Source organism: Streptomyces sp. Sge12 (assembly GCF_002080455.1).
Taxonomy (GTDB): Bacteria; Actinomycetota; Actinomycetes; order Streptomycetales; family Streptomycetaceae; genus Streptomyces.
Genome location: NZ_CP020555.1, coordinates 7257646 through 7277613 on the forward strand (window position 1 = coordinate 7257646; position 19968 = coordinate 7277613).

The following is a 19968-nucleotide window of genomic DNA, read 5'->3' on the forward strand; positions in this document are numbered from 1 at the left end:
GTCACACCAGGTCCGGTACCTCGCCGCAGGCCGCCCAGGAGACCTCGACCCCCGCCAGGCCGGACCGCCAGGGGCCGGCCAGGGCGGCCAGGCGCGCCGCGTCCGGCGGGGCGGCGCCGAGCCCGATCGCGAACCGGGCCAGGGCCGGGCCGGACGCGAACGGGCGCGGCCAGGCGTGCACATCGGCGACCCCGGCCTCCTCCAGCGCACCGAGCAGTGCCCGCAGCCGACCGCGCACCCGGCCCAGCGTCTCCTCGAACTCCCCCTCGGAGGCCGTCCGTACGGTCACCACCGCCCAGGCGGCGTGCCGGCGGTGCAACGGCGGCGGCGCCTGGAGGCCCTCCGCCGGGCCGGACTCCAGCAGCTCCCAGGCCGCGTACAACTCCTGGACCAGCAGATCGCGCAGGCCCGGCCCCACCTGGGCGGTGCAACTGCGCACCGGCTCCGAAGGGGTGAGGACCGTCACCGGGCCCGGCCCACCGCCCGCCGTACCCGGGGCGGCCGGCGCCACGGTCGGCGCCGGATCCAGGGACACCGGCTCCCGCCAGTCCCAGGCCGCCCACCGGCCGAAGAACTCGCGCAGCAGGGCATCGGGCGGCAGCGCCCCGGCCTCCTGCACCGTACGCGCCGCGAGGACCGCCCAGGCCAGCCCGGGCAGCCCGCCGAACGGCGCCGAGTCCAGGCCCCGGACCCGCGCCCACGCCTTCACCCGCCGCGCCAGCCCGGCGAACGCGGCCCGGCGCTGCGTGCCCACCCGGTCCCGTACGGCATCGGCGTCGGCGACCGCGCTCAGCGCCAGCTCCGCCGCCTCGTCCAGCTCCGCCCGCCGGGCCACCGCGCGCGCCGGATCCAGCCCGCCGGTGGCCACCGCCACCAGGTCCACCGACAGCGCACCGACACGGAACCGCAGTCCCGGCACCCGCGCACCCCTCACCTCCCGCAGCCGCACCGCCTCGGGCAGCGCCGCCGCCACCCGCTCCCGTACCCGGGCGACATCGGCCGGCCCCGGCAGCGCCGCCACCAGGTCCAGGTCGGACTCCGGCAGCGCGCAGCCCATGCGCCGGGACCCGGCCAGGTGCACCTGCGCATCGCCGAGGGCGGCCCCGATGCGTGCGGTGACCGACGCGGCGGCCTCCTCCCGGACCGCGGGCCCGGGAGCAGCCTGAGCTGCGGGCGCGTCCCGGTCCGCCGTCTCCGGCTCCCAGCGGACCTCGCCCGTCCCCAGCGCCACCGTCGCCCGGACCCGCATCGGCCCGTCGCCGCGCCGCGAGAGCACGGCCAGCTCCCCGACCGGCGCGGTCACCGGACCGCCGAGCCGCGCCGCGAAGGCGGCGACCGCGCGCTGCGGGTCCTGGCTGCGCCCCAGCGTCAGATGCGGGGTGTAGCCGTCGTGTTCGCCCGTGCGCCCCCGGCAGCCGGGGAAACGCTCCACCAGTGCGCGCCGGAGCTCCTGCCAGGGCGCTTCACCGGCCGCCGCCGGGTCCAGCCAGACCGTGGCGTCCTCGCGGTGCCCGAAGCTGTGCACGCCCTCCAGCCGGGCGGCGAACGGCCCGGTCGCGGCGGCCGCCCGCGCCACGAGCGGCAGGGCCTCGGCGAAGGAGGATTCCGGCACGAAGCCGAAGAGCAGGTTCACGTGCGCGGGCCAGCGCCCGGCCTGCGGGTCGTGCTCGTGGCGCAGCTCCCGTACGGCCTCCGGCAGACGCGGCGGCAGCCAGGCCACCGCCGTCCGGGCCGTCGCCGGTACGTCGAGCCGTGCGGGTCCGCCGCCCGGCGTGCCGAACTCCAGGGTCGCCTCCACCCCGAAGTGATCGGAGATGTACAGTCCGTCGGCCGCCGCCGGTACGTCTCCGCGCAGCGCGGCCGCGGTCACCCGCGCCGTGCCGGACCGCAGCAGGATCCGGTCTAGCCGGGCCGCCTGCCCGGACAGCGAGGCCACCGCGGCCAGCGGATTGACCACCGGATCGAAGGTCGGCGTATCGTCCGCCGGCCCGTGCACCTCGCTCCAGACGTCCCGCATACCGAGCGCGGCCGCGGGCCCCTCGGCGCCGTGGCGCCGGTCGTTGAAGTCGCCGAGCAGCGCCACGGCTGCCTCGACCCCGGCCAGGCCCTCCGCGAGCCGGGTCAGTTCGGCCTCCCGCCGGCCGCTCCCGTCCTGGCTGTGGTCGCTGCTCAGATGGGTCGCGGCGACGACCAGCGGCCCGGTCGCGGTGTCCACGGTCACCGCGGCGACCGCCTTGTGCGGGCGGAGCAGGTGCATGCCCGCCTCCCGCACCGGCAGCCGGCTCAGCACCAGCAGCCCGCACTCGGTGACGTCCCGGCCGCCCGGATCCGCAGCGAGGGTGTAGCCGGCCCGCACCCACGGCTCCGCCAGCAGCATGCGGAGCAGCGACGGTTCGGCCTCCTGGAGCGCGATGACATCGGCGTCGGCGGCGGCGAGATCGGCCAGCAGCAGCGGCCGGCGCCGGGCGGTCGCGATGCGCGGGCCGTCGTACCGGTCCCAGAGCGTGTTCCAGGTCAGCAGCCGCACCGTGGTCGGGGCGGCCGCCGCCGCGCCCGCGGGCACCGGCTCGGCGGGGCGCCAGGCGCCGCCGCCCGCCGGGTCCCACGCGTGCGGGGTCCGCGCGGTGAAGAAAGGGGCCCGCAGCAGCCGCGGATCACGGACCCGGCCCGCAGCGGTGGCATCGATCCGGTCCACGCCCGTGGCCCGGTCCCACACCAGCTCGCCGTCGGCCTCGACGAACAGCACCCGGTGCCAGGGGATGTCACCGCCGGGCACGAAGGAGGGCAGCGGCACCCGCTTCGGTGCGGCGCCGCGCTGGAGCAGTCCGAGCACGAACCGCGCCGGATCGAACCGGGAGTCCCAGCGGACCTGGTGGTAGAGCTCCTCGCTGGTACGCATCAGTGGCGCCCCCGTCCCGTGTCCGTGCGTCCGTCGGTGAGCCCGCCCGTGAGCCCATGGGCCGGTCCGGCGGCGGGTCCGGCCGCGAGGCCGCCCGCCGTGTCCTCCACGCGCCCGGCCGCACCGATGTACCAGGTCCGGTGCGCCTGACCGGCGTACGGCGGGCTGAACCGGTGCAGTTGCGAGGCCAGTACCGGCGCCGGCACCGGATGCGGGCGCACGCCGTTGCGCCGTACCAGTTCCGCCTCCTCCACCAGCACCACGGCGTGGGTGACCAGCGCGTCGCGGCGCCGCGCGACCGAACCGGCCAGGCCGCGCTGCTGGTCGGTGAGCGAGGTGGCGTCCCACACCACCGTTCCGCCACGGGTGAGCGCCGCGTCGAGGCGGTCCAGCCCCTCGCTCAGCACCTCGGCGTTGGACCGCTGGTCGGCGCGGGAACCCCGGGCCTCGCGCAGCTCGTCCAGACTGATGTACGTGTCCACGCCGGGCAGTTCGCGGCCGAAGGTGCTCTTACCGCTGCCCGAGGGCCCGGACAGCTGCACCAGTCGGGGAAACGTTCCCTCGCGCCACTGCCACGTCGCCGCCACCGCCTCCTCCACCGCGGATCCGGAGATCCTGCCCTGCCCGAAGGCGCGCCTGGCCTCAGCCCAGCAGCGGTCGGCCGCGTCCGCCTCCAGCCCGGCCAGGGCCTCGCGCAGCCCGGTACGCAGCGGCTCCAGCGGATCGGGACCCAGCAGCCCGGCCTCCTCGGCGTACAGCGCGGACCATTCCACGCACTCCCGCGCCTCGGAACCGTCCGCGAGCGCCCCGGCGAGCGCGTGCAGCACCCCGAGGTCGGCCGCGGCGGCCATGCGGACCAGCCCGGCCCGCCGGTCGGCGTCGGGGAACGGCCGTTGCAGGTACGGATACAGGCCCACCAGGTCGGCGACCCGCCGCGCGAGACCCATCCCGACCGGGCCCGCCGCGAGCCGCGCCGCGGTCCGGGGCCGCGGCCGGCGGTGGAGCAGGCCGGCCAGCACACCGGCCAGCCGGTCCTCCCCGGTCCGCCCCGACGCGTCGATCCGGGCCGTGACCTCGGCGACCTCCGCCGCGTCGACGGGGTGAGCGGCCTCGCCGCCGTCGAGCCCGACGGCCGCGGACAGCCCCGCCGCATCGGCCTCCGCCCCCGAGCGCACCGCCCACAACGGGGCCGCGGGGCCCAGCCCGTTCGGTACGACCTGCGCGAACATCCAGTGCGTACCCGTCTGTACGTGACCGCCCCGCACCCATTTGGCGACGCACCCCGCGAACTCCTCGCGCGTGAAGCCGTCCGCCGTCCGTACGACGTACCCTTCCTGCCGCGCCGTGTCCAGCTTCAGCCGGCGCAGCGCGCGCTCGTCGAAGGTGCCGCGCCACAGCACACGCGGGGTGGGCACACCGAGGCCCCGCAGGAACCGTACGGTCCGGTCCCAGTCCAGACAGTGCTCCCCGTCCCACACCGAGAACCCGTAGAACCAGCTGTCCAGGCCCTCGTACGGGATCGAGTGCCGGGCGTACATGTTCTCTCCGCACACCCGCCAACCGGCGGGGATGCCGGCGCCGATCCGGCCCTGGAGGCCCTTGACCCACGCCCGTGAAGGGTGGTGCGCGGAGTCGAGGGACCGCGCGTGCAGGCCGTCCGCGTACAGGGTGGTGTTCTCCCCGTCGAGCTTCTCCGTCACCACGACCTCGCGCCCGGCCAGCCCCGCCAGTCCGACGGCCCGGACGTCGTCCGCGGACGCCCCGGGAGACCAGGGCAGGTGCGGTGTACGGGGATAGTGGATGCGCATGATCCGCTCCTGCTCGACGTCGGGTGCCCCGTCACTGTAGGTAACCCGACCGGACGCATCCACCCAATAAGCCCCGAACGACTCCACGACCGGCTACCGGAGTGGCCTCCCGGGCGCCCCCCGGCTGTTCAGTGGGCGACGGTGAACCGCCGCCCCGCGTGCGCGTCCCGCTCGATCTCGTCGACCAGGGCGACCGCGAAGTCCTCCGTCGAGATCCGGCTGCGGCCCTCCTCGTCGACGACCAGCCCGTCGAGCCCCAGCCGGTAGGTGCCCGTCCGCTCTCCCGGCGCGATCTGCGCGGCCGGGCTCAGGCAGGTCCAGCGCACCTCCTCCACCGGCACGGTCCGCAGGAAGTCCAGGGCGTCACCGTGGGCGTGCATCAGCGCCAGGACGGGGGCCGGAACACCGGCCTCGTCCCACACCAGCGGGCCACCGGGGGTCCGCAGCGAGCCCGCCCCGCCCACGACGACCACCCGCGGCGCGGGCGCGCCGGGGCCGAGCGAGCGCACCCCGCCGATCAGTGACCGTGCGGCCGTCACCAGGGCGGCGGGGTCCCCGGAGCCGGGACCGAAGGCGCTGACCACCACCTCGTGCCCGGCCACCGCCCCGGCCACCGACGCCGGGTCGAGGACGTCACCGCGCACCACCGTCGTGGCCCCGTCCGCGGGGGCCGGGAACTTCGCCGGATCGCGGACGACCGCCGTGACCTCGTGGCCGCGCCGGAGTGCTTCGTGGAGCACCCGGGTTCCGATGGTGCCGGTCGCGCCGAAGAGGGCGATCTTCGTCATGGCGACTCCCTGGGGGTGGAGGGCTGTCCGGGGCTCCGGTCGGGCCCCGCCCGGCCCATCCAAGCGAACCGGCCCGCCGCCCCCCGGGAAGCCGGGCCGGGGCCGCGGCCGCTCGGATGAGCCGGGCCCGTACCGGCGATGATCCGGGCCCGTACCGGCGCCCGTGCGCGCCCCCGCAGTGCTCGGCCCCGTCCCCCGGGGAGTGCTCAGCCCCGGACCGGTACCGCGGCCGCCAGCTGACCGGCCGCCGCGAAGTGCAGCCGTTCCAGTCGGGCCGCGTACGGCCAGCCGGCCGCCCGGTAGAAGCACAGGTCGCTCGGGATCGGCACGGCCCGCAGGTCCGCCGCGTGCGTCCCGTCCGGCAGTTCGGTGGCCGCCGCGAGCAGCGGGTCCGCCGAGCCGGCCCACTCGCCGACCGGGGCGGGCCGCGGCCAGGGCTCTCCGGTGTTGGGGAACAGCCACCGGGTGTCCCGTGCCATCCGCGCGGCGAAGTCCGGGCCCGCCGCGGCCCGCCGGGCGAGCCGCGCGAGGGTCAGCAGCAGGTCCGCCAGGGATTCGGCGAGCAGGGCCAACTCCGGGTACTCCCGCAGTTTTGCGCCGTCCCCGGGTACGGAGACGACGTACCCCCACTGCCCCGTCGCCGGGTCGATACGGATCTGGGCGAGGGCATGGCTGCGGCCGTTCCCGTTACCGATCCGGGCGAGCGGCCAGTAGGCGCCGTCGCCGCCCAGCATGCGGTGCAGCTCCGGGTCCACCGCATGCTCGGGAGCCCCGGGCAGCAGCCGCAGCGCCGGCAGTCCCGCGATCGCCACTCCGCCGATCTCCCGGAGCACGGTCCGGACGTCCTCGGGGACCGGCACGGCCCAGCCGTCGACGACGGAGTCGGCGCAACCCGCCTCGAGGACGACGTGGTCGGGGAACTCGGCTGCCAGCGACCGCAGTTCGGTCACCGCCCGCCGAGCGGCGTCGGCCGGCACCCGGTGGCGGCGCACCGCCCGGCCGAGGAAGTCCCCGCTGACCACGCTGCGCAGCAACAGGGCCCGGCCGTCACCGACGATCTGGAACTGGACCTCGCTGCTTCCGGTGTCGGCCGTGTTGTGGAAGGTGGAGAAGTACGGCTCCCAGTCCACGGAGCACGGATAGCCCGGCAGGCCGTGCAGGTCGACGAGATCGGTCAGTGAGTCGCCGCGGCCGACGAGCGCGGCGAGTTCGTCCCCGCCGTCCCGGGCGACCGCGGCCCGCTCGGCCAGTTCGACGGTGGAGGCGGCCGGTACGGAGAACCTTCCCCTCGGCCGGTCCGGCACCCCGTCGGCGAGCCGCTCGGCGAACCCGGCCAGCCAGGCGGTGAAGTCCGGTGCCTCGACGGTGACATCCGGGTCCGCGCCCCACGGGTTGACGGCCACGACCGGCCCCCACCGGGCGCCGCCGACGCCGACGATCAGTGAGCCCTCGCCGAAGTCCGTTTCCCCCAGGGTCCAGCAGCCGTCCGTGAAGGTCTCCCGGCCGCGCGGCCCGAAGTGGTACTCGTGGTCCTCGGTCTCCAGGCCGCCGATCTCCCGCAGGACGACCCGGACCTCCTCCGGTACCGCGACGGCCCAGCCGTCCAACTCCGCGTCCGTGAAGCCCTCGAACAGCTCCAGCTCGTCCGGCCGCTCCTGCGCCAGCTCCCTCAGCGCCCGCACGGCTTCCGCCGCCTGCGGCCCCGCGTCGTACATGTACGTGACTCCCCGTCTCGTCCGCTCTGCGGCTCCGAGGGTATCCCCGGGGTGCCCCGTTCAGCGGCAAAGGGCCACGATCGCCGGGGAAACGGTGCCCTCGGCGGCCGCGCACAGGGCGGCCATGTCGAACGAACGCTGCGGCGCGGGCCTCGGTGCGGCCGCGGTCGGCGGTCGCTTGCGGGGATGGGCCGGGGCCGCGGGCTTCGCCCGTTGCGCGGGCCGGCGCTGCCGCGGGGGCTTCGCCTCGACCCGCCGCGGCCGGCGCGGCCGCTCGGCTGCATCCGGGACCGACGCGGCCGCGGGAACGGGTACGGGTACGGGCGCGGGTACGGGCGCCGCCTCCGGCGACTGGGGCGCGGCCGATTCCGGCAGCAGGCCCAACGGCAGGGCCAGGGGCGTCGGTTGCCGCACCTGCGCAGGGTCCGCGACGGGCGCCGGCCGCGGTGGGGTGGGCGGAGCAGCCGGACGCACCGTCACACACCCGGTGGCCAGCACGAGCGCGGCAAGGGTCAGGGGCAGGGCCCGGCGCAGCTGCATCCGCCCACCCTGCCGCACCGGGGCCACGCGAGCCGAACCCGTCACACAGATGGGTGACAAGGGCGCCCTCAGGCCCGGATTCGCCCCTGCGCGGCCAGTCTGAGCACGTGCTCCACCGGCCCGCGGCGCAGCGGGCTGTCGGCCCAGACCCGCTGCCAGCCCCAGGTCAGGGCCAGTGCCGCGGAGCTGAAGGCGATCCAGGCGGACCAGGACGCGGCGCCGTGCGCCGGACCGGCCAGCACCAGCGCGTGGACGACGTACGCGCTCAGCGCCATCGCCCCGAGCAGGGTGAGCGGCCGCAGCAGGCGGGCGCCCACCCCGTGCCGCGCGGCGAGCGCGCACAGGCCGATGAGGGCGCAGCCCACCCCCGCGTTGCCCAGCGTCTCCAGGGGGGTCTGGCTGTACGGGTCGGCCACCAGCAGCCAGACCCAGGAGGTACTGGGCACGGCTCCGTACTGACCCTGCAGCACCTCCTGCACGGGATCGGCCGCGGCCATGGCCTGCGGGTGGTGCACGGCGATCGACTCCAGCAGCCGCTGCCGGGCGCCGAACACATGGCTCGCCAGCCAGGCGGAGCCGTACCCGGCGAGGGCGGCCGCCGTGCCCCAGACCGCCATCCGCAGGGCCACCGTCCCCACCCGCACGTCGCACAGCCGGGCGAGGGCCATCCCGGCCAGCACGTACGGGAAGTAGGTGGCGAGCGGGTACGCCCCGGTGAGCAGCAGTTCCAGCAGCACCGCGCCCAGTCCCGGCCAGCTCGTCAGATCGGCGGCCTCGGGGACCAGCCCGCGCCCGGAGGACTCGTACCCGAACACCGGACCCAGCAGGAACGACAGCAGCGGGCCCGCCACCACCGAGACACCCGCCACGGCGGTGAGCACCGGGGTGGACAGCCGGGTGAAGGGCTCGGCCGCCAGGAAGTACACGGCGAAGAAGGCCAGGATGACCAGGATCCCGGGCCACAACGAGGCCAGCCCCAGGCCGAGTACGGCCAGCACCGCACAGCGGATCAGCAGGGGACGCCAGCGGCGCGCCCAGCCCTCGGGCCGCCGGGCGGGGTCCTGCCCCCGCTGGGCCAGGACCAGTGAGAAACCGGCGAGCAGGGTGAACAGGGCCGGGGCGCGCCCGTCGGCCGCGACGAGGAGGTAGCCGGCGCCCTCGGGCTCCGGGCCGGGGCCGACGTGCACGGCGAACATGCCGAGGACGGCCAGGCCGCGTACGGCATCGACGCCGGCGAGCCGGCCGGACCCGCCGGCCGGACTTTCCGTGCCGCCGCCGCCTGTCACGCGCCGCACGTCACATGGTCGCGCGGGGTGTAACGGGTCTTCATCGTCTCCCGTTTGACCTCCTTGCCGCCCTGCACGAACACGCGGTCGACCGCCACGTCGAAGCCCTCCAGCGGGGACTGGGGCTCGCACTTCGCTCCGCTGCCCGTGCGGGTGGCCGGCTGCTTGATGTTGGTCCGCGGGCCCTGGTTCGCGCGTATCTCCTCGTACTTCTTCGTGCCGAGGAAGGTGATGGTGATGGAGGTGTCCGTGGCCTCGGCCTGGATGTAGAGGGCCTTGCCCGAGTCGTTGGCGAAGCGCAGGTCGAGGCTGCCCCAGGCCACGGTCGCCTCGCGGCCCTCGGGGTACCGCTCGATGTAGAAGGAGTGTGCGCCGTACTCGACGGGTTTGACGCCCGCGAAGAACATGGCGTTGAAGACGGTGGTCGCGACGGCCGAGACCCCGCCGCCCGCGGCCTTCTCGTACTGGCCGTTGTTGATGATCAGGCCGTCGACGAAGCCGTTCTCCTTCGTGCGTTCGCCGACGGTCCGGTTGAAGCTCCAGGTCTCGTCGGGCAGGACCAGCGAGCCGTTGATGAGCTCGGCGGCCCGCCCGATGTTGGTCGTGCGGTACGCGGCCGGTTCGAACCGGACCGTGAAGGAGGACACCTTCTCCTTGATCCCGAGCTGTTCGACGGTGTCCTTGGAGAGCCGGGGCGCGGCGGCCTCGGTGGCGACCCCGCCGGTGCGGGCGGCCGCACCCGTACCGGTCAGCAGTGGCAGCACCGCCGTGCTCAGGGCCTTCTCGGTGACCTGCCGGCCGGCCCTGCCCTCCTCGGCGACGGTGACCCGGCCCGCGGCGTCGAGGCGCAGCCGGGCCTCGGCGGGGCCCGGGACGGCCTGCCGCAGCGGGCCGGCGAGGGCCGGGTCGGCGAGCAGGGCCTTGGCGTCGAGGTTCGGGGCGAGGCGGCCCGCGCCGTCGTCCCGCAGGCTCAGGTGCTTGGACAGGACGGTGGGGGAGAGGGATATGTTCCGCCCGGCGACCGCGAGGGTGACGGGGGCGGACATCGCCGGTTCGGCGAACTCCTTCAGGGCCCGGTCGGTCTCCTGCCTGCCCACCTTCGGCTCGGTCCGCCGAACGGGCAGGGTGAGGGGGTCGGTTGCGGTGCGCGGGTATCCGTCGCGCAGGGCGTCCAGCGAGCCGTCCACGTCGAGGGCGATGCCCGTGACCGGTGTGACCGCCTTGGCCTTGCCCTTCTCGAAGGCGACCGAGCCCTCCCCGGCCGCGACCCCGGTCTTCTTCCCCAGTCCGTCCAGTGCGCCGCGGGCCGTCTTCTCGTCGAGGCGGACGACCGGGGCCAGCTCGGGATCGCCGGAGGCGAAGAGCCGGCCGATCACGGTCAGCGGGCCGGAGCCGGTGCGCGCGGCCCGGCCGGCGGTGGCGGCGCTGTCCACGGACAGCCCGAGCGCTCCCGGTTCGGCCTGCTCGGTGCGCTCGCCGATGCGCAGCGCGACCGGGGCCGCGGCGGCCGGGCCGAGTTCCCGGTCCAGGGTCCGCCGGGCCTCGTCCCGGCTCATCCCGCCTATGGAGACGCCGCGCACCTTCGTCCCCTCGGGGACGTCCTCGCCGGCCAGGAGCAGCCCGGCGGCGTACAGCCCGCCGAAGCCGACGGCCGCGGCGCCCGCGGCCGCACCGGCGAGGGACTTCGCGCTCCACCTCCTTCCGGATTCCGCCGGGGTGCCGGTGGCCGTGGGGGAGGCGCGTCGCATGTGTGGGTCTCTCCTCGGTGCGCGCGGGGGCGTGAAAAGTGGTCGGACCGGCGGTTTTCATGCCGCCAGTCCGCATCCGGAACGTACCAGGGAGTACATAACCAAGTAATAAGGAGGTATAGGGGTGGCAAAGCGATGGGGTTCGGTCCGGGTTCGGTCCGGGCGGGCGCGGCGCCGTAACCCCGGGGCCGCACCCGCTGTTGCACAGACCGGCGGGTCCACCCACGGTGAACGGAGTCCGATGCCGCAGCTGACCGACCAGGGCGCGATCGACGAACACGAGCGGGAGCGGCCGGGGACCTGGATGACCCCGGCGGAGTACGGGGCCTCGCGGGCCGCCGTATGGAGCGCGGCCGTCGTCCTCGTCACCGACGTCCGCGGCCGGATCCTCGTCCAGAGCGTCGACTACCGCGCCGACCGGCTGCTCCCCGGCGGGGCCGTGGACGCCGGGGAGGCGCCGTCCGCGGCGGCCGCGCGCGAGCTGCGCGAGGAACTCGGCGTCGACGGCCGCTACCCGCGCGGCCTCGCCGTGGACTGGATTCCCGCCGACACTCCCGGCTTCCCGCCCGAGATGCGCTTCCCCGGCGAGATCCTGCACGTTTACGACGGCGGCACCTGGACTCCCGACCGGATCGAGGCCGTCCGCCTCCCGGCCCAGGAGATCACCGGCGTCCACTTCGCCGAACCGGCCGACCTGCCCGCCCTCATGGACCCGGGCGACGCCCGCCGCGCCCTGTCCGCCCTGCGCGCCCGCATCAACGGCTGCGGTGCCGCCCTGCTGGAGGACGGCCGCCCCACCGCCCCGACCGCCCTCGACCGGCTCGGTGTCCTGCGCACGCCGCGGATCCCGCAGCACGGGGCCTGGCACCCGGGACCGGTCCCGCAGGGGCTGCCCGTACGGGACCTGAGGTCCTGGATGTTCGCTCCCGACGGCCGGGTCCTGCTCCTCCTCTCGCGGGCCACCGGAGCCGCCCACCTCCCGCCCCCGGAGGGCGCCCCCACCGACGGCGCCGTCCCGCTCGGCTACCGCCGCGCCGAGCAGGGCGCCCACGCCCGCTCCGCCGCCCGCCTCACCGCCGCGCCGTCGGCCCCCGACCCGGAGTACGCCCGCCTGCTGGCCACCCCCGAACAGGTCCGCGAGCTGAGCGACTGGGGCCCGGCGGGCCACGACGAACTCGCCGCGGTCCACGCGGCCCGCACCCGCCTCGGGCTTCCCGCCCCCACCCGCACCCCGCCCACGGAACTCCCCGAGGAGGGCGCCCTCCGCTGAACCGCCACACGTTCCTGGGGGCCCGCCCCCGCCCCGCGGCCACCGCCATGATCGGGAAATCCGGCGTCCGCGGTCCGCGGTCCCGCAGCATGGGCCCATGAGCGACAGTGCGATCACCTACACCCTGTACATCCAGGCCGACCCCGACCGGGTCTGGCAGGCCCTCACCGAGCCCGCCCTCACCCGCCGGTACTGGGGCGTGAGCTTCGAGACCGACTGGGCGGTGGGCTCGCCGATGGACTGGGTCGAGCGGGGAGCCCGTACCAGCGACCCCGAACAGGTGGTCCTCGACTGCATCCCCGACCGTCTGCTCTCCTACACCTGGCACACCTTCACCCCGCAGTGGGCCGCCTCGGTCGGGATCGGCGAGGAGCTGAGGGCCGAACTGGCCGAGGAGCGCCGCACGAAGGTCACGTACGAGATCGAGCCCGTCGGCGACACCCTCGCCCGGCTGACCATCCTGCACGAGGGCTTCGAGCCCGGCGGCACCCTGATCGGCATGTGCGGACGGGCCTGGCCGATGCTCGCGTCGAGCCTCAAGACCCTGCTGGAGACCGGGGCCCCGCTTCCCGAGGCGGAGCCCGGGCCGGGCGAGGACTGACCCGGGGCGCGGAGAGCCGGGCCCCCCGCCCCCGGACGGCCCGGCTCTCCGTGGTCCCCCTCCCGCCCGACCGCCGCGCCCCGCCCGCACCGCACCTGAGATCATGTGTATAGACCACGAATCAGGAGCGCAGACATGACACTCGAGCACCACCGCGTCGTCATCAGCGCCGCCGGCCGCGACTTCGGGCGTACCCTCGCCCTGCGCTTCGCGAGCAGGGGCGCCGAGGTCCACCTCTCCGCCCGCACCGCCGAAGCCGCCGACCGCGTCCGCGCGGAGATCCTCGCCCAGGGGCACGACGCCGACCGCGTCCACGCCTACGCCTGCGACCTCACCGATCCCGCCTCCGTACGGGAGTTCGCCGCCGCGGTCGCCGCCCGCACCGACCGCATCGACGTACTGGTCAACAACGGCTCCCGCTACCAGCACGGCACCGACCTGCTGTCCGCCTCCGACGAGGACGTCAGCGACACCCTCGCCTCCGGCGCCACCGGCACCGTCCTGGCCACCAAGGCCTTCCTCCCGCTGCTCCTGAAGTCGGCCGGCCCGGACATCGTCACCATGGTCTCCGGCTGCGGGGAGACCGGCCACCACCGCTCCGACGCGCACGCGGCCTTCTACGCCGCCAAGAGCGCCCAGGCCGGATTCACCGAGATCCTCTCGCGCCGGCTCCGCGACCAGGGCGTTCGCGTCATCTCCCTCTACCCGCCGGACTTCGACAACCACGACCCGCTGTCGGAGTCCTGGGAGGGCGCCCCGCGCACCGCGAAGGACCCGCTCACCGCCCAGTCACTGGTGGACTGCATCTTCTTCGCGATCGGCCAGCCGCGCGACTGCTTCATCAAGTCCTTCCACTTCGAGCAGGTCTGACGGCCGTGGGACAGACGCTGACGGACATCCTCGACGCCGCGGCCGCGGGCCGCTTCCCGCCGCCCGACGGCACCACCACCGTGGTCCCGCAGGAACACCGGCGGGACGCGGGCGTCATCGCCTTCACCGCGCACTCCGTGGTGTTCACCGACGAGGACCCGGACTGGGTGCACGCCACCCTCGCCGCCCTCGACTGCGACGCGCTCGCCGCCACGATGAACCCCCGGTTCCTGGCCGCGCTGCTCGACCGCACGGGACGCGGCACCGACACGATCGACCTGCTCACCGTCGCCGGCCCGCTGCCCGGCGAGCCCGCGCTGGAGCTCGTGGAGACGACCGACCCCGAACACCCCCGGGTACGCCGAGCCCTGCGCCGCCGACACGACATACGGGTCTGGTCGGCGGACGGGGGAGTACTCGTCCTCGGCCGCGGCGTCGCGGACCGCTGGGAGGCGGCGATCGAGGTCGACGAGGGGGGCCGCCACCGCGGACTCGGCCGGGAACTGGCCCGGGCGGCCCGCCACCTCGTCCCCGACGGGCAGCCGGTCTGGTCCCAGCAGGCCACCGGCAACGCACGCAGCATCCGCGCCTTCCAGGCCGCGGGCTACCGGCCGGTCGGTGCGGAGGCCCTGATGCTGGATCCGGCCCACTGAGCACGCCCTGACGGCACCTGACGGCACCCTGATCACCGGCCGCGAATCGAGGTCGTGTGGAATGGGTGCCATGGCGAGAGGTAAGAACCAGCAGCGACCCGCCACGGGCATACCGACGCGGGTACCGGTCGGGCAGGTCGTGCGCGCCCGCGTCCGCGCGGGCGCGGGCGTCGTGCGCGAGGGGGCGGCCCGATGAACCGCCCCGACGACGACACGCCCCCCGAGCACTGGCGCTACGCCCGCCACCTGGAGGCGCTCGCCTCGGCGCCGGACCACGGCGCCGACGCCGAGGCGGAGGTGGTCGCCACCGTGCTGCGCGATCCCGACCGGGTGATGGCCGAGAGCGCGGTGGTCACCCACCTCGACCGGCGCGCGGCACAGCTGCTCGCCGACGGGGAGTTCCGCACCTGGGCCGGGGACATGGCCGCCGCCCTCGCCGGACGGCCCTTCCCCGAGCGCCGACTGCGGGAGTGGAGCCTGCTCAAGGCCGTCACCCGCGGCGAACCCTGGTCCGCCGAGGAGCTCACCGCCGCCTCCGACTGGTGCCAGCGCACCGCCGCCCGGCTGCTGACCTCGTACGAGGCACTGAGCCTGCTCGCCACGGCCGCCCGTACCCGCCGCGTCCGCAACGCGGCGGCCGAGCGCCTGCGCCGCCGTACCACGGTCTGACCACCACCGCGGAACCCGTCAGGACTGCCCCCCGCCGGAGCCCGCCCCGACCGCATCCAGCGGCCGCGGCACCGCCGGTGGGCGTCCCGCTGCCGCGCCCCTCTGCATCCGAAGACACCAGACAGCCGACGGACTGCAACACCGCATAAAGGAAAGGGAGTTGTGTTGCGGGGCCGATGATTTCGGCGCTTCCCGTCCGTAAGGCCGCTTACGGATGGCATCGTTGGCCCGTGACTTCCCCCAGCCCCGCCCGGCAGCTCGCCGACCACGTCCGCAGGGTGCTCGGCGACGGCCCGTTCCGCCTCCCCGGCGGCTGGTTCCACATGGGCGCCGTCATCTGCGACGCGAGCTTCCAGGCACGCACCCGGTACGTGTCGACCCTCCGGCCGCGCCTGCTGCGGCTCCAGGAGGAATGGCCCGATGCCGTGACGGTCCGCGGCTTCCGGGACCGACTCGCCACCCACGACCTCGCCGTCGCAATGGACTTCCGCAGCCCGGGCAAGGTCGCCAAGGCCCACGACATCACCGACCTGCTGGTCGCGGAGGGGGTCGACACGCGGGAGGACCTCCACGCCTGGATCGCCCGCCCGGCCGGGCGGACCGCCCTGCGCGCGGTGAAGGGCGTGGGGCCGAAGAGCGTGGACTACATGGGGAACCTGGTCGGCCGGTCCCAGGTCGCCGTGGACGTGCACCTCCGTGCTTTCGCCGCGGACGCCGGTGTCCCGCAGCTCGGCTACGGTCAACTGCGCGCCGCGTACGAGGAGGCGGCCGCACTCCTCGGCCACGAGCCGGGCGCCCTGGAACACGCCGTCTGGCGCGCCGGCGCGGGTTTCGACGCCGCCTGGGCCATCTCTTTCGGATCTTGCTCAGTTGAGGTCAGCCGTGGACGCGAGGAAGGATTCGACCGCGAGGTTGAAGGGTGCCGTGCTCTCGAGGTTGACCATGTGGGCCGCCGAGGCGAACCGTTGGTGCCCGGTACCGGGAACGGCTCGGGCGATGGCCTGAGCGTTTGACGAAATGTCACTGCTGTCGAGTTCTCCGTCGAGAACCAGGGTGGGCACGCCGATGGAGGCCAGCCGGTCCGCCGCACCGACTTCTCTCGGCATCCCCGACCCCAACCCGCGGGCGTGCCGCGCCGGGGGCCCGGTGGGCGGGGGTGGTGTGACGGAAATTGCGTGTCGGCACGGGTGTTCGGGGACATAGCCTCGGGGCGTGCTCCAACTCGTCCTTGCCGTGTCCGTGGTCGTCGTGGCCGTCGTCGTCTACGGGAGCCTCGGCCTCCGGTGGTGGTGGCGGGCGCGGCTGCGGCGCAGGATCCTCGCGCTGGTCGCCGGGCTGGACCTGGAGCCGTACCACGCAGCCGCGTTGGAGTACGAGGAGACCCCGGCCGCGGCCGCCGAGCTGATGCTCGACGGGTACCTCGACATCGACGGGGAAGGCGTCGCGCTGCTGACCGAGGCCGGTCGTGACCCCGGTCGGGCCCCCGTCGAAGCCATCCCCGCCGCCCTGTTGGAGGCCTTGCGCCGACACGATCCGGAGCCGGTGTCGATCGGGTGGATCGACCGGCGCGACGAGGAGTACCAGAGCCGGTGCCTCGCGTACCGCGAGGAACGGGACGCCCTGCTGCCGGGGATACCGCGCATGCCGGCCTGGGACGGACGCCAGCCGTGGGCCTGTTGCAGCTGTCTGGGTTTCGTTCTGCTGGGGTTCTTCTGGCTTCTGGTGGCCGAGATGCTGGTGATCGCACCCCCGCACGGCCTCCGGGAATGGGCCGCCGCCGTCGTGGCCGCGGCCGGCCTGGCGGCACTGGCGTTCCGCCCGGCCGCCGGCCGGGCGGTCCGGGCACGCACGGAGTGCGGGGACGCGTTCCGGGACCGGCTCCGCGCCACGACGCATCCGGCCATGGAGGCGCTGGACGAACAGCAGCGGCAGCACGTCCGGACGAGCGCCGACGACCACGGCCGGTGGCGCGGCCTCGACCGGTTCGTCCCCGACGAGGACGAGGACGACGACGCGTACGAGGACGACGAGGACGACGAGGACGAGTGGTGGGGGTGGGTGGACGCCTACCACTACCGGGCCGCCGACCACGAGGACGACCCGGACACCGCCTAGGCGGTCTAGACGCCCCGGCGGACCCGGGCTGCGCGGCGGGCCTCGGCCTGCTGGCGGGCCTCGATCGTCTTGCGGGACTCCTTGCCCCGGCCCGGGCGGGTGCCCATGCCGCGGAACGCGAGGTCCGATCCCGAGGGCTTGCCCTTGGCGTCGGTCGGCGCGGAGCCCGCCAGCGGCACCCCGGAGGGCGCCTTCGCGCCGGTGATACGGCTGAGCGCCGCCTCGCCGGACCGCACCTGGGTGATCGTCGGCCGGATCCGGGCGTCGGAGAGCAGGCGGACCATGTCCCGGCGCTGGTTCGGGGTGACGAGGGTGACGACCCGGCCGGACTCCCCGGCCCGTGCGGTACGGCCGCCGCGGTGCAGGTAGTCCTTGTGGTCGGCGGGCGGGTCGACGTTGACCACGAGGTCGAGGTCGTCGATGTGGATGCCGCGCGCCGCGACGTTCGTCGCGACCAGGACGGTCACCGCCCCGCTCTTGAACTGGGCCAGGGTCCGGGTGCGCTGCGGCTGCGACTTTCCGCTGTGCAGCCCCTCCGCCCGTACGCCCATCGCCCGCAGGTGCTTCACGAACTGGTCGACCCCGTGCTTGGTGTCGAGGAACATCAGCACCCGGTTGTCCCGGGCCGCGATCTCGGTCGCCGCCGAGATCTTGTCGGCCGCGTGGATGTGCAGCACGTGGTGGTCCATCGTGGCCACCGCGCCCGCCTGCGGGTCGACGGAGTGCGAGACCGGGTCCTTCAGGTACTTGCGCACGAGCTGGTCCACGTTGCGGTCCAGGGTCGCCGAGAACAGCATCCGCTGGCCCGCGTGGTGCACCTGGTCCAGGAGCTCGGTGACCTGCGGCATGAAGCCCATGTCGCACATCTGGTCGGCCTCGTCGAGCACGGTGATCCGCACCCGCTCCAGGTGCACGTCCCGGCGTCCGACCAGGTCGCTGAGCCGCCCGGGGGTGGCCACCACGACCTCGGCGCCGGTGCGCAGGGAGCTCACCTGGCGGCCGATGGACAGCCCGCCCACCACGGTGGCCATCCGCAGCTTCAGAGCCGCGGCGTACGGCTCCAGGGCCTCGGTCACCTGCTGTGCCAGCTCGCGCGTCGGTACGAGGACCAGTGCCAGCGGGCGCTTCGGGTCCGCCTGCTGCCCTGCCGTGCGGGCCAGCAGTGCCAGCCCGAAGGCGAGGGTCTTGCCGGAGCCGGTCCGCCCGCGGCCGAGGACGTCCCGGCCGGCCAGCGCGTTCGGCAGCGTCGCCGCCTGGATCGGGAACGGCTCCGTCACGCCCAGCGAGGCCATGGTCTGCGCCAGCTCAAGGGGCAGGTCGAGCTCGGCGAAGGACGCCACCGGCGCCAGCGCCGGCTCCTTCGGCGCGTGCATCGTGAACTCACCCTGCGGGCCGAGGGTCCGGGTGGCCTTGGCGGGGGTACGCGTACCGCCCTTGGCACCGCCCTTCACACCGAAGCGCCCATGAGCTGACGGGTTCCTCATGCAGAACCTTTCGAAGCAGAAACAAAGAAGATGGTCAACCGCCCATGGTACCAGCGGGGGCTAACCCTCCCCGGCGGTCAGTTCCCCGGACCGCACCAGCGCGCAGTGGGCGCGGATCTCGACCGCCGCGCGGCCGAACCAGTCGGCGATCACGGCGATCTCGTCGGGGGTGTAGTCGGCGAAGAGGGTGGCCAGCCGGTCGTACATGGGCTGGTACACGGCGATCACCCGTGCGGCGGCCGCGGGGTCGGCCACCACCCGGACCCGGCGCCGGTCGGCGGGGTCGGGGACGCGGCGCGCGTACCCGGCGCGTTCGAGGCGGTTGAGGACGCCGGTGACGGCTCCGGTGGTGAGGTCCAGCAGGCCGGCGAGGTCGCCGGCGGCGAGCGGGGTCTCCCCGGCGCCCAGGATGTGGCCCAGGCAGGTCAGGTCGGTGACGTTGAGCCCGAGCAGTTGCGCCACCTCCTGCTGGCCGACGATGCCCAGGGCGACGTACTCGTCCATGCGGGAAATGGCCTCACCGGCCGTGGCCGGGGGGCGGGTCTTGCCCTGCACCCAGATACTCCTTAGGATCTAAGTTACTTAGTCAGTGAGATGCTTACCTTGCGAAATAAGCGTCCCGCCTCCGAGCCTACTGCCGTAGGTCCGACCAGGGAGAACCATGAGCGCGCACGGCCACGTAGACCTCGGCCACACGGTGGCCGGCTGGACCGGTACCACCCTGGCCCTGCTGGGTTTCGCGGGGGCGGGCGCCGCCGTGTGTGCGGCCTGGGCCCCCGGGATCTGGATCGGCCTCGGCGTCGTCGCCGCGGCCGGGATCGTCACCTGGGTGCTCCACCTCGCCGGGTGGGGCAAGCCGAGCGGACCCCGGCCGGAGGCCGACTGGGACTGGCGCAAGCGGGACGCGGGGGCCCGTACCGGGCATGCGGACTGCCTGGGCTGCCGCGCCGGCGGCCCCCGGCGCGCCGTCGCGGCAGCCGGTCGGCCCCGCGCCGCCTCGCTGCCCGCTGCCGACAGCGGCGCGTGAGCGTGCGGGGGAGCTCCCTCGGCTGCTCCCCGACGGCCCCGCTCCACGGCCGTTCCGCGGCGCCGCTCCCTCTTTCCGCGGACAAGGCGGCCAGAAGTTCGAATGCGCGCCGCGCCCCCGGTTGGCCGCGTTCGGCGTGTGCTCCGCGAGACCCTTGGGCAGGATCGAGACGGCCGCGTGTGCGGCCCGCAGTGGAACGTTGTGAAGGATCAGCCAGATGGCAACAGGCACCGTGAAGTGGTTCAACTCGGAGAAGGGGTTCGGCTTCATCCAGCAGGACGACGGCGGCCCCGACGTGTTCGTGCACTTCTCCGCGATCGAGGCCACCGGGTTCAAGTCGCTGGAGGAGAACGCCCGCGTCGAGTACTCCGTCTCCCAGGGACCCAAGGGTCCGCAGGCTGAGCGGGTGGTTCCCGCCCCCTAGTCCACTTCGCGGGCCGAGCCCGTGACGCGCTGCCCCGCCGGTCCGCCCGGCGGGGTTTCGTGTGTTCCGGC

Annotated in this window: 19 protein-coding genes; 10 read left to right on the plus strand and 9 right to left on the minus strand. The window is 74.9% G+C overall.

Features of this window, described 5'->3' with window-relative positions:
- Position 1: 1 nt before the first annotated feature.
- The 7 genes from B6R96_RS32455 to B6R96_RS32480 form a co-directional block, all read right to left on the minus strand.
- The gene (locus B6R96_RS32455) at positions 2-2899 is read right to left on the minus strand and encodes a poly(A) polymerase (RefSeq protein ID WP_081524458.1); all 2898 of its coding nucleotides are present in this window, start codon (positions 2897-2899) and stop codon (positions 2-4) included.
- Positions 2899-4707: an RNA ligase family protein gene (locus B6R96_RS32460; RefSeq protein WP_081524459.1), complete on the minus strand. Its 1809-nt coding sequence runs from the start codon at positions 4705-4707 to the stop codon at positions 2899-2901. Before B6R96_RS32460 ends, B6R96_RS32455 begins: the two co-directional genes overlap by 1 nt.
- A 128-nt stretch (positions 4708-4835) precedes the next feature.
- Positions 4836-5495, minus strand: a complete 660-nt coding sequence (locus tag B6R96_RS32465; RefSeq protein ID WP_081524460.1) for an NAD(P)-dependent oxidoreductase — start codon at positions 5493-5495, stop codon at positions 4836-4838.
- 206 nt (positions 5496-5701) lie between these two features.
- The gene (locus tag B6R96_RS32470; RefSeq protein ID WP_081524461.1) at positions 5702-7210 is read right to left on the minus strand and encodes a hypothetical protein; all 1509 of its coding nucleotides are present in this window, start codon (positions 7208-7210) and stop codon (positions 5702-5704) included.
- A 60-nt stretch (positions 7211-7270) separates the two neighbouring features.
- On the minus strand, positions 7271-7750 hold the full coding sequence (locus B6R96_RS37395) for a hypothetical protein (RefSeq protein WP_159396396.1): 480 nt from the start codon (positions 7748-7750) through the stop codon (positions 7271-7273).
- A gap of 68 nt (positions 7751-7818) precedes the next feature.
- Positions 7819-9045 (minus strand): DUF418 domain-containing protein, encoded by a 1227-nt coding sequence (locus tag B6R96_RS32475; protein ID WP_081524462.1) that lies wholly within the window; start codon positions 9043-9045, stop codon positions 7819-7821.
- Complete coding sequence (locus B6R96_RS32480) at positions 9033-10784, minus strand: VanW family protein (RefSeq protein WP_081524463.1); 1752 nt, start codon at positions 10782-10784, stop codon at positions 9033-9035. The genes B6R96_RS32475 and B6R96_RS32480 overlap by 13 nt, the downstream gene beginning before the upstream one ends.
- Positions 10785-11025: 241 nt before the next feature.
- Here B6R96_RS32480 and B6R96_RS32485 point away from each other — a divergent pair, with 241 nt between their 5' ends.
- The 8 genes from B6R96_RS32485 (at position 11026) to B6R96_RS32520 (ending at position 16962) form a co-directional block, all read left to right on the plus strand.
- The gene (locus tag B6R96_RS32485; RefSeq protein ID WP_237291579.1) at positions 11026-12054 is read left to right on the plus strand and encodes an NUDIX domain-containing protein; all 1029 of its coding nucleotides are present in this window, start codon (positions 11026-11028) and stop codon (positions 12052-12054) included.
- 97 nt (positions 12055-12151) lie between these two features.
- Positions 12152-12655 (plus strand): SRPBCC domain-containing protein, encoded by a 504-nt coding sequence (locus B6R96_RS32490; RefSeq protein WP_037859047.1) that lies wholly within the window; start codon positions 12152-12154, stop codon positions 12653-12655.
- A 135-nt stretch (positions 12656-12790) separates the two neighbouring features.
- Entirely contained in the window at positions 12791-13525 is a 735-nt protein-coding gene (locus tag B6R96_RS32495) for an SDR family oxidoreductase (protein WP_081524464.1), read from the plus strand.
- Between the two features lie 5 nt (positions 13526-13530).
- The gene (locus tag B6R96_RS32500) at positions 13531-14178 is read left to right on the plus strand and encodes a GNAT family N-acetyltransferase (protein WP_081524465.1); all 648 of its coding nucleotides are present in this window, start codon (positions 13531-13533) and stop codon (positions 14176-14178) included.
- Positions 14179-14248: 70 nt separating this feature from the next.
- On the plus strand, positions 14249-14374 hold the full coding sequence (locus B6R96_RS38570) for a hypothetical protein (protein WP_257789508.1): 126 nt from the start codon (positions 14249-14251) through the stop codon (positions 14372-14374).
- Entirely contained in the window at positions 14371-14847 is a 477-nt protein-coding gene (locus B6R96_RS32505; RefSeq protein WP_081524466.1) for a hypothetical protein, read from the plus strand. The genes B6R96_RS38570 and B6R96_RS32505 overlap by 4 nt, the downstream gene beginning before the upstream one ends.
- A gap of 230 nt (positions 14848-15077) precedes the next feature.
- Entirely contained in the window at positions 15078-15860 is a 783-nt protein-coding gene (locus B6R96_RS32510) for a hypothetical protein (RefSeq protein ID WP_237291580.1), read from the plus strand.
- A 199-nt stretch (positions 15861-16059) separates the two neighbouring features.
- Positions 16060-16962 carry a hypothetical protein gene (locus B6R96_RS32520; protein WP_159396397.1) on the plus strand — a complete coding sequence of 301 codons (903 nt, stop codon included), beginning with the start codon at positions 16060-16062 and terminating at the stop codon, positions 16960-16962.
- A 5-nt stretch (positions 16963-16967) separates the two neighbouring features.
- Here B6R96_RS32520 and B6R96_RS32525 read toward each other — a convergent pair whose 3' ends face one another.
- Together B6R96_RS32525 and B6R96_RS32530 are read right to left on the minus strand one after the other, a co-directional pair.
- Entirely contained in the window at positions 16968-18446 is a 1479-nt protein-coding gene (locus B6R96_RS32525) for a DEAD/DEAH box helicase (RefSeq protein ID WP_078626108.1), read from the minus strand.
- Positions 18447-18506: 60 nt separating this feature from the next.
- Positions 18507-19001, minus strand: coding sequence for a MarR family winged helix-turn-helix transcriptional regulator (locus B6R96_RS32530; RefSeq protein ID WP_030384477.1), 495 nt, complete (start codon positions 18999-19001; stop codon positions 18507-18509).
- A 106-nt stretch (positions 19002-19107) separates the two neighbouring features.
- On the opposite strand from B6R96_RS32530, the gene B6R96_RS32535 reads away from it, so the two are divergent.
- The gene (locus tag B6R96_RS32535) at positions 19108-19473 is read left to right on the plus strand and encodes an HGxxPAAW family protein (RefSeq protein WP_081524468.1); all 366 of its coding nucleotides are present in this window, start codon (positions 19108-19110) and stop codon (positions 19471-19473) included.
- 217 nt (positions 19474-19690) lie between these two features.
- Positions 19691-19897 (plus strand): cold-shock protein, encoded by a 207-nt coding sequence (locus B6R96_RS32540; protein ID WP_030384479.1) that lies wholly within the window; start codon positions 19691-19693, stop codon positions 19895-19897.
- Positions 19898-19968: the final 71 nt, after the last annotated feature.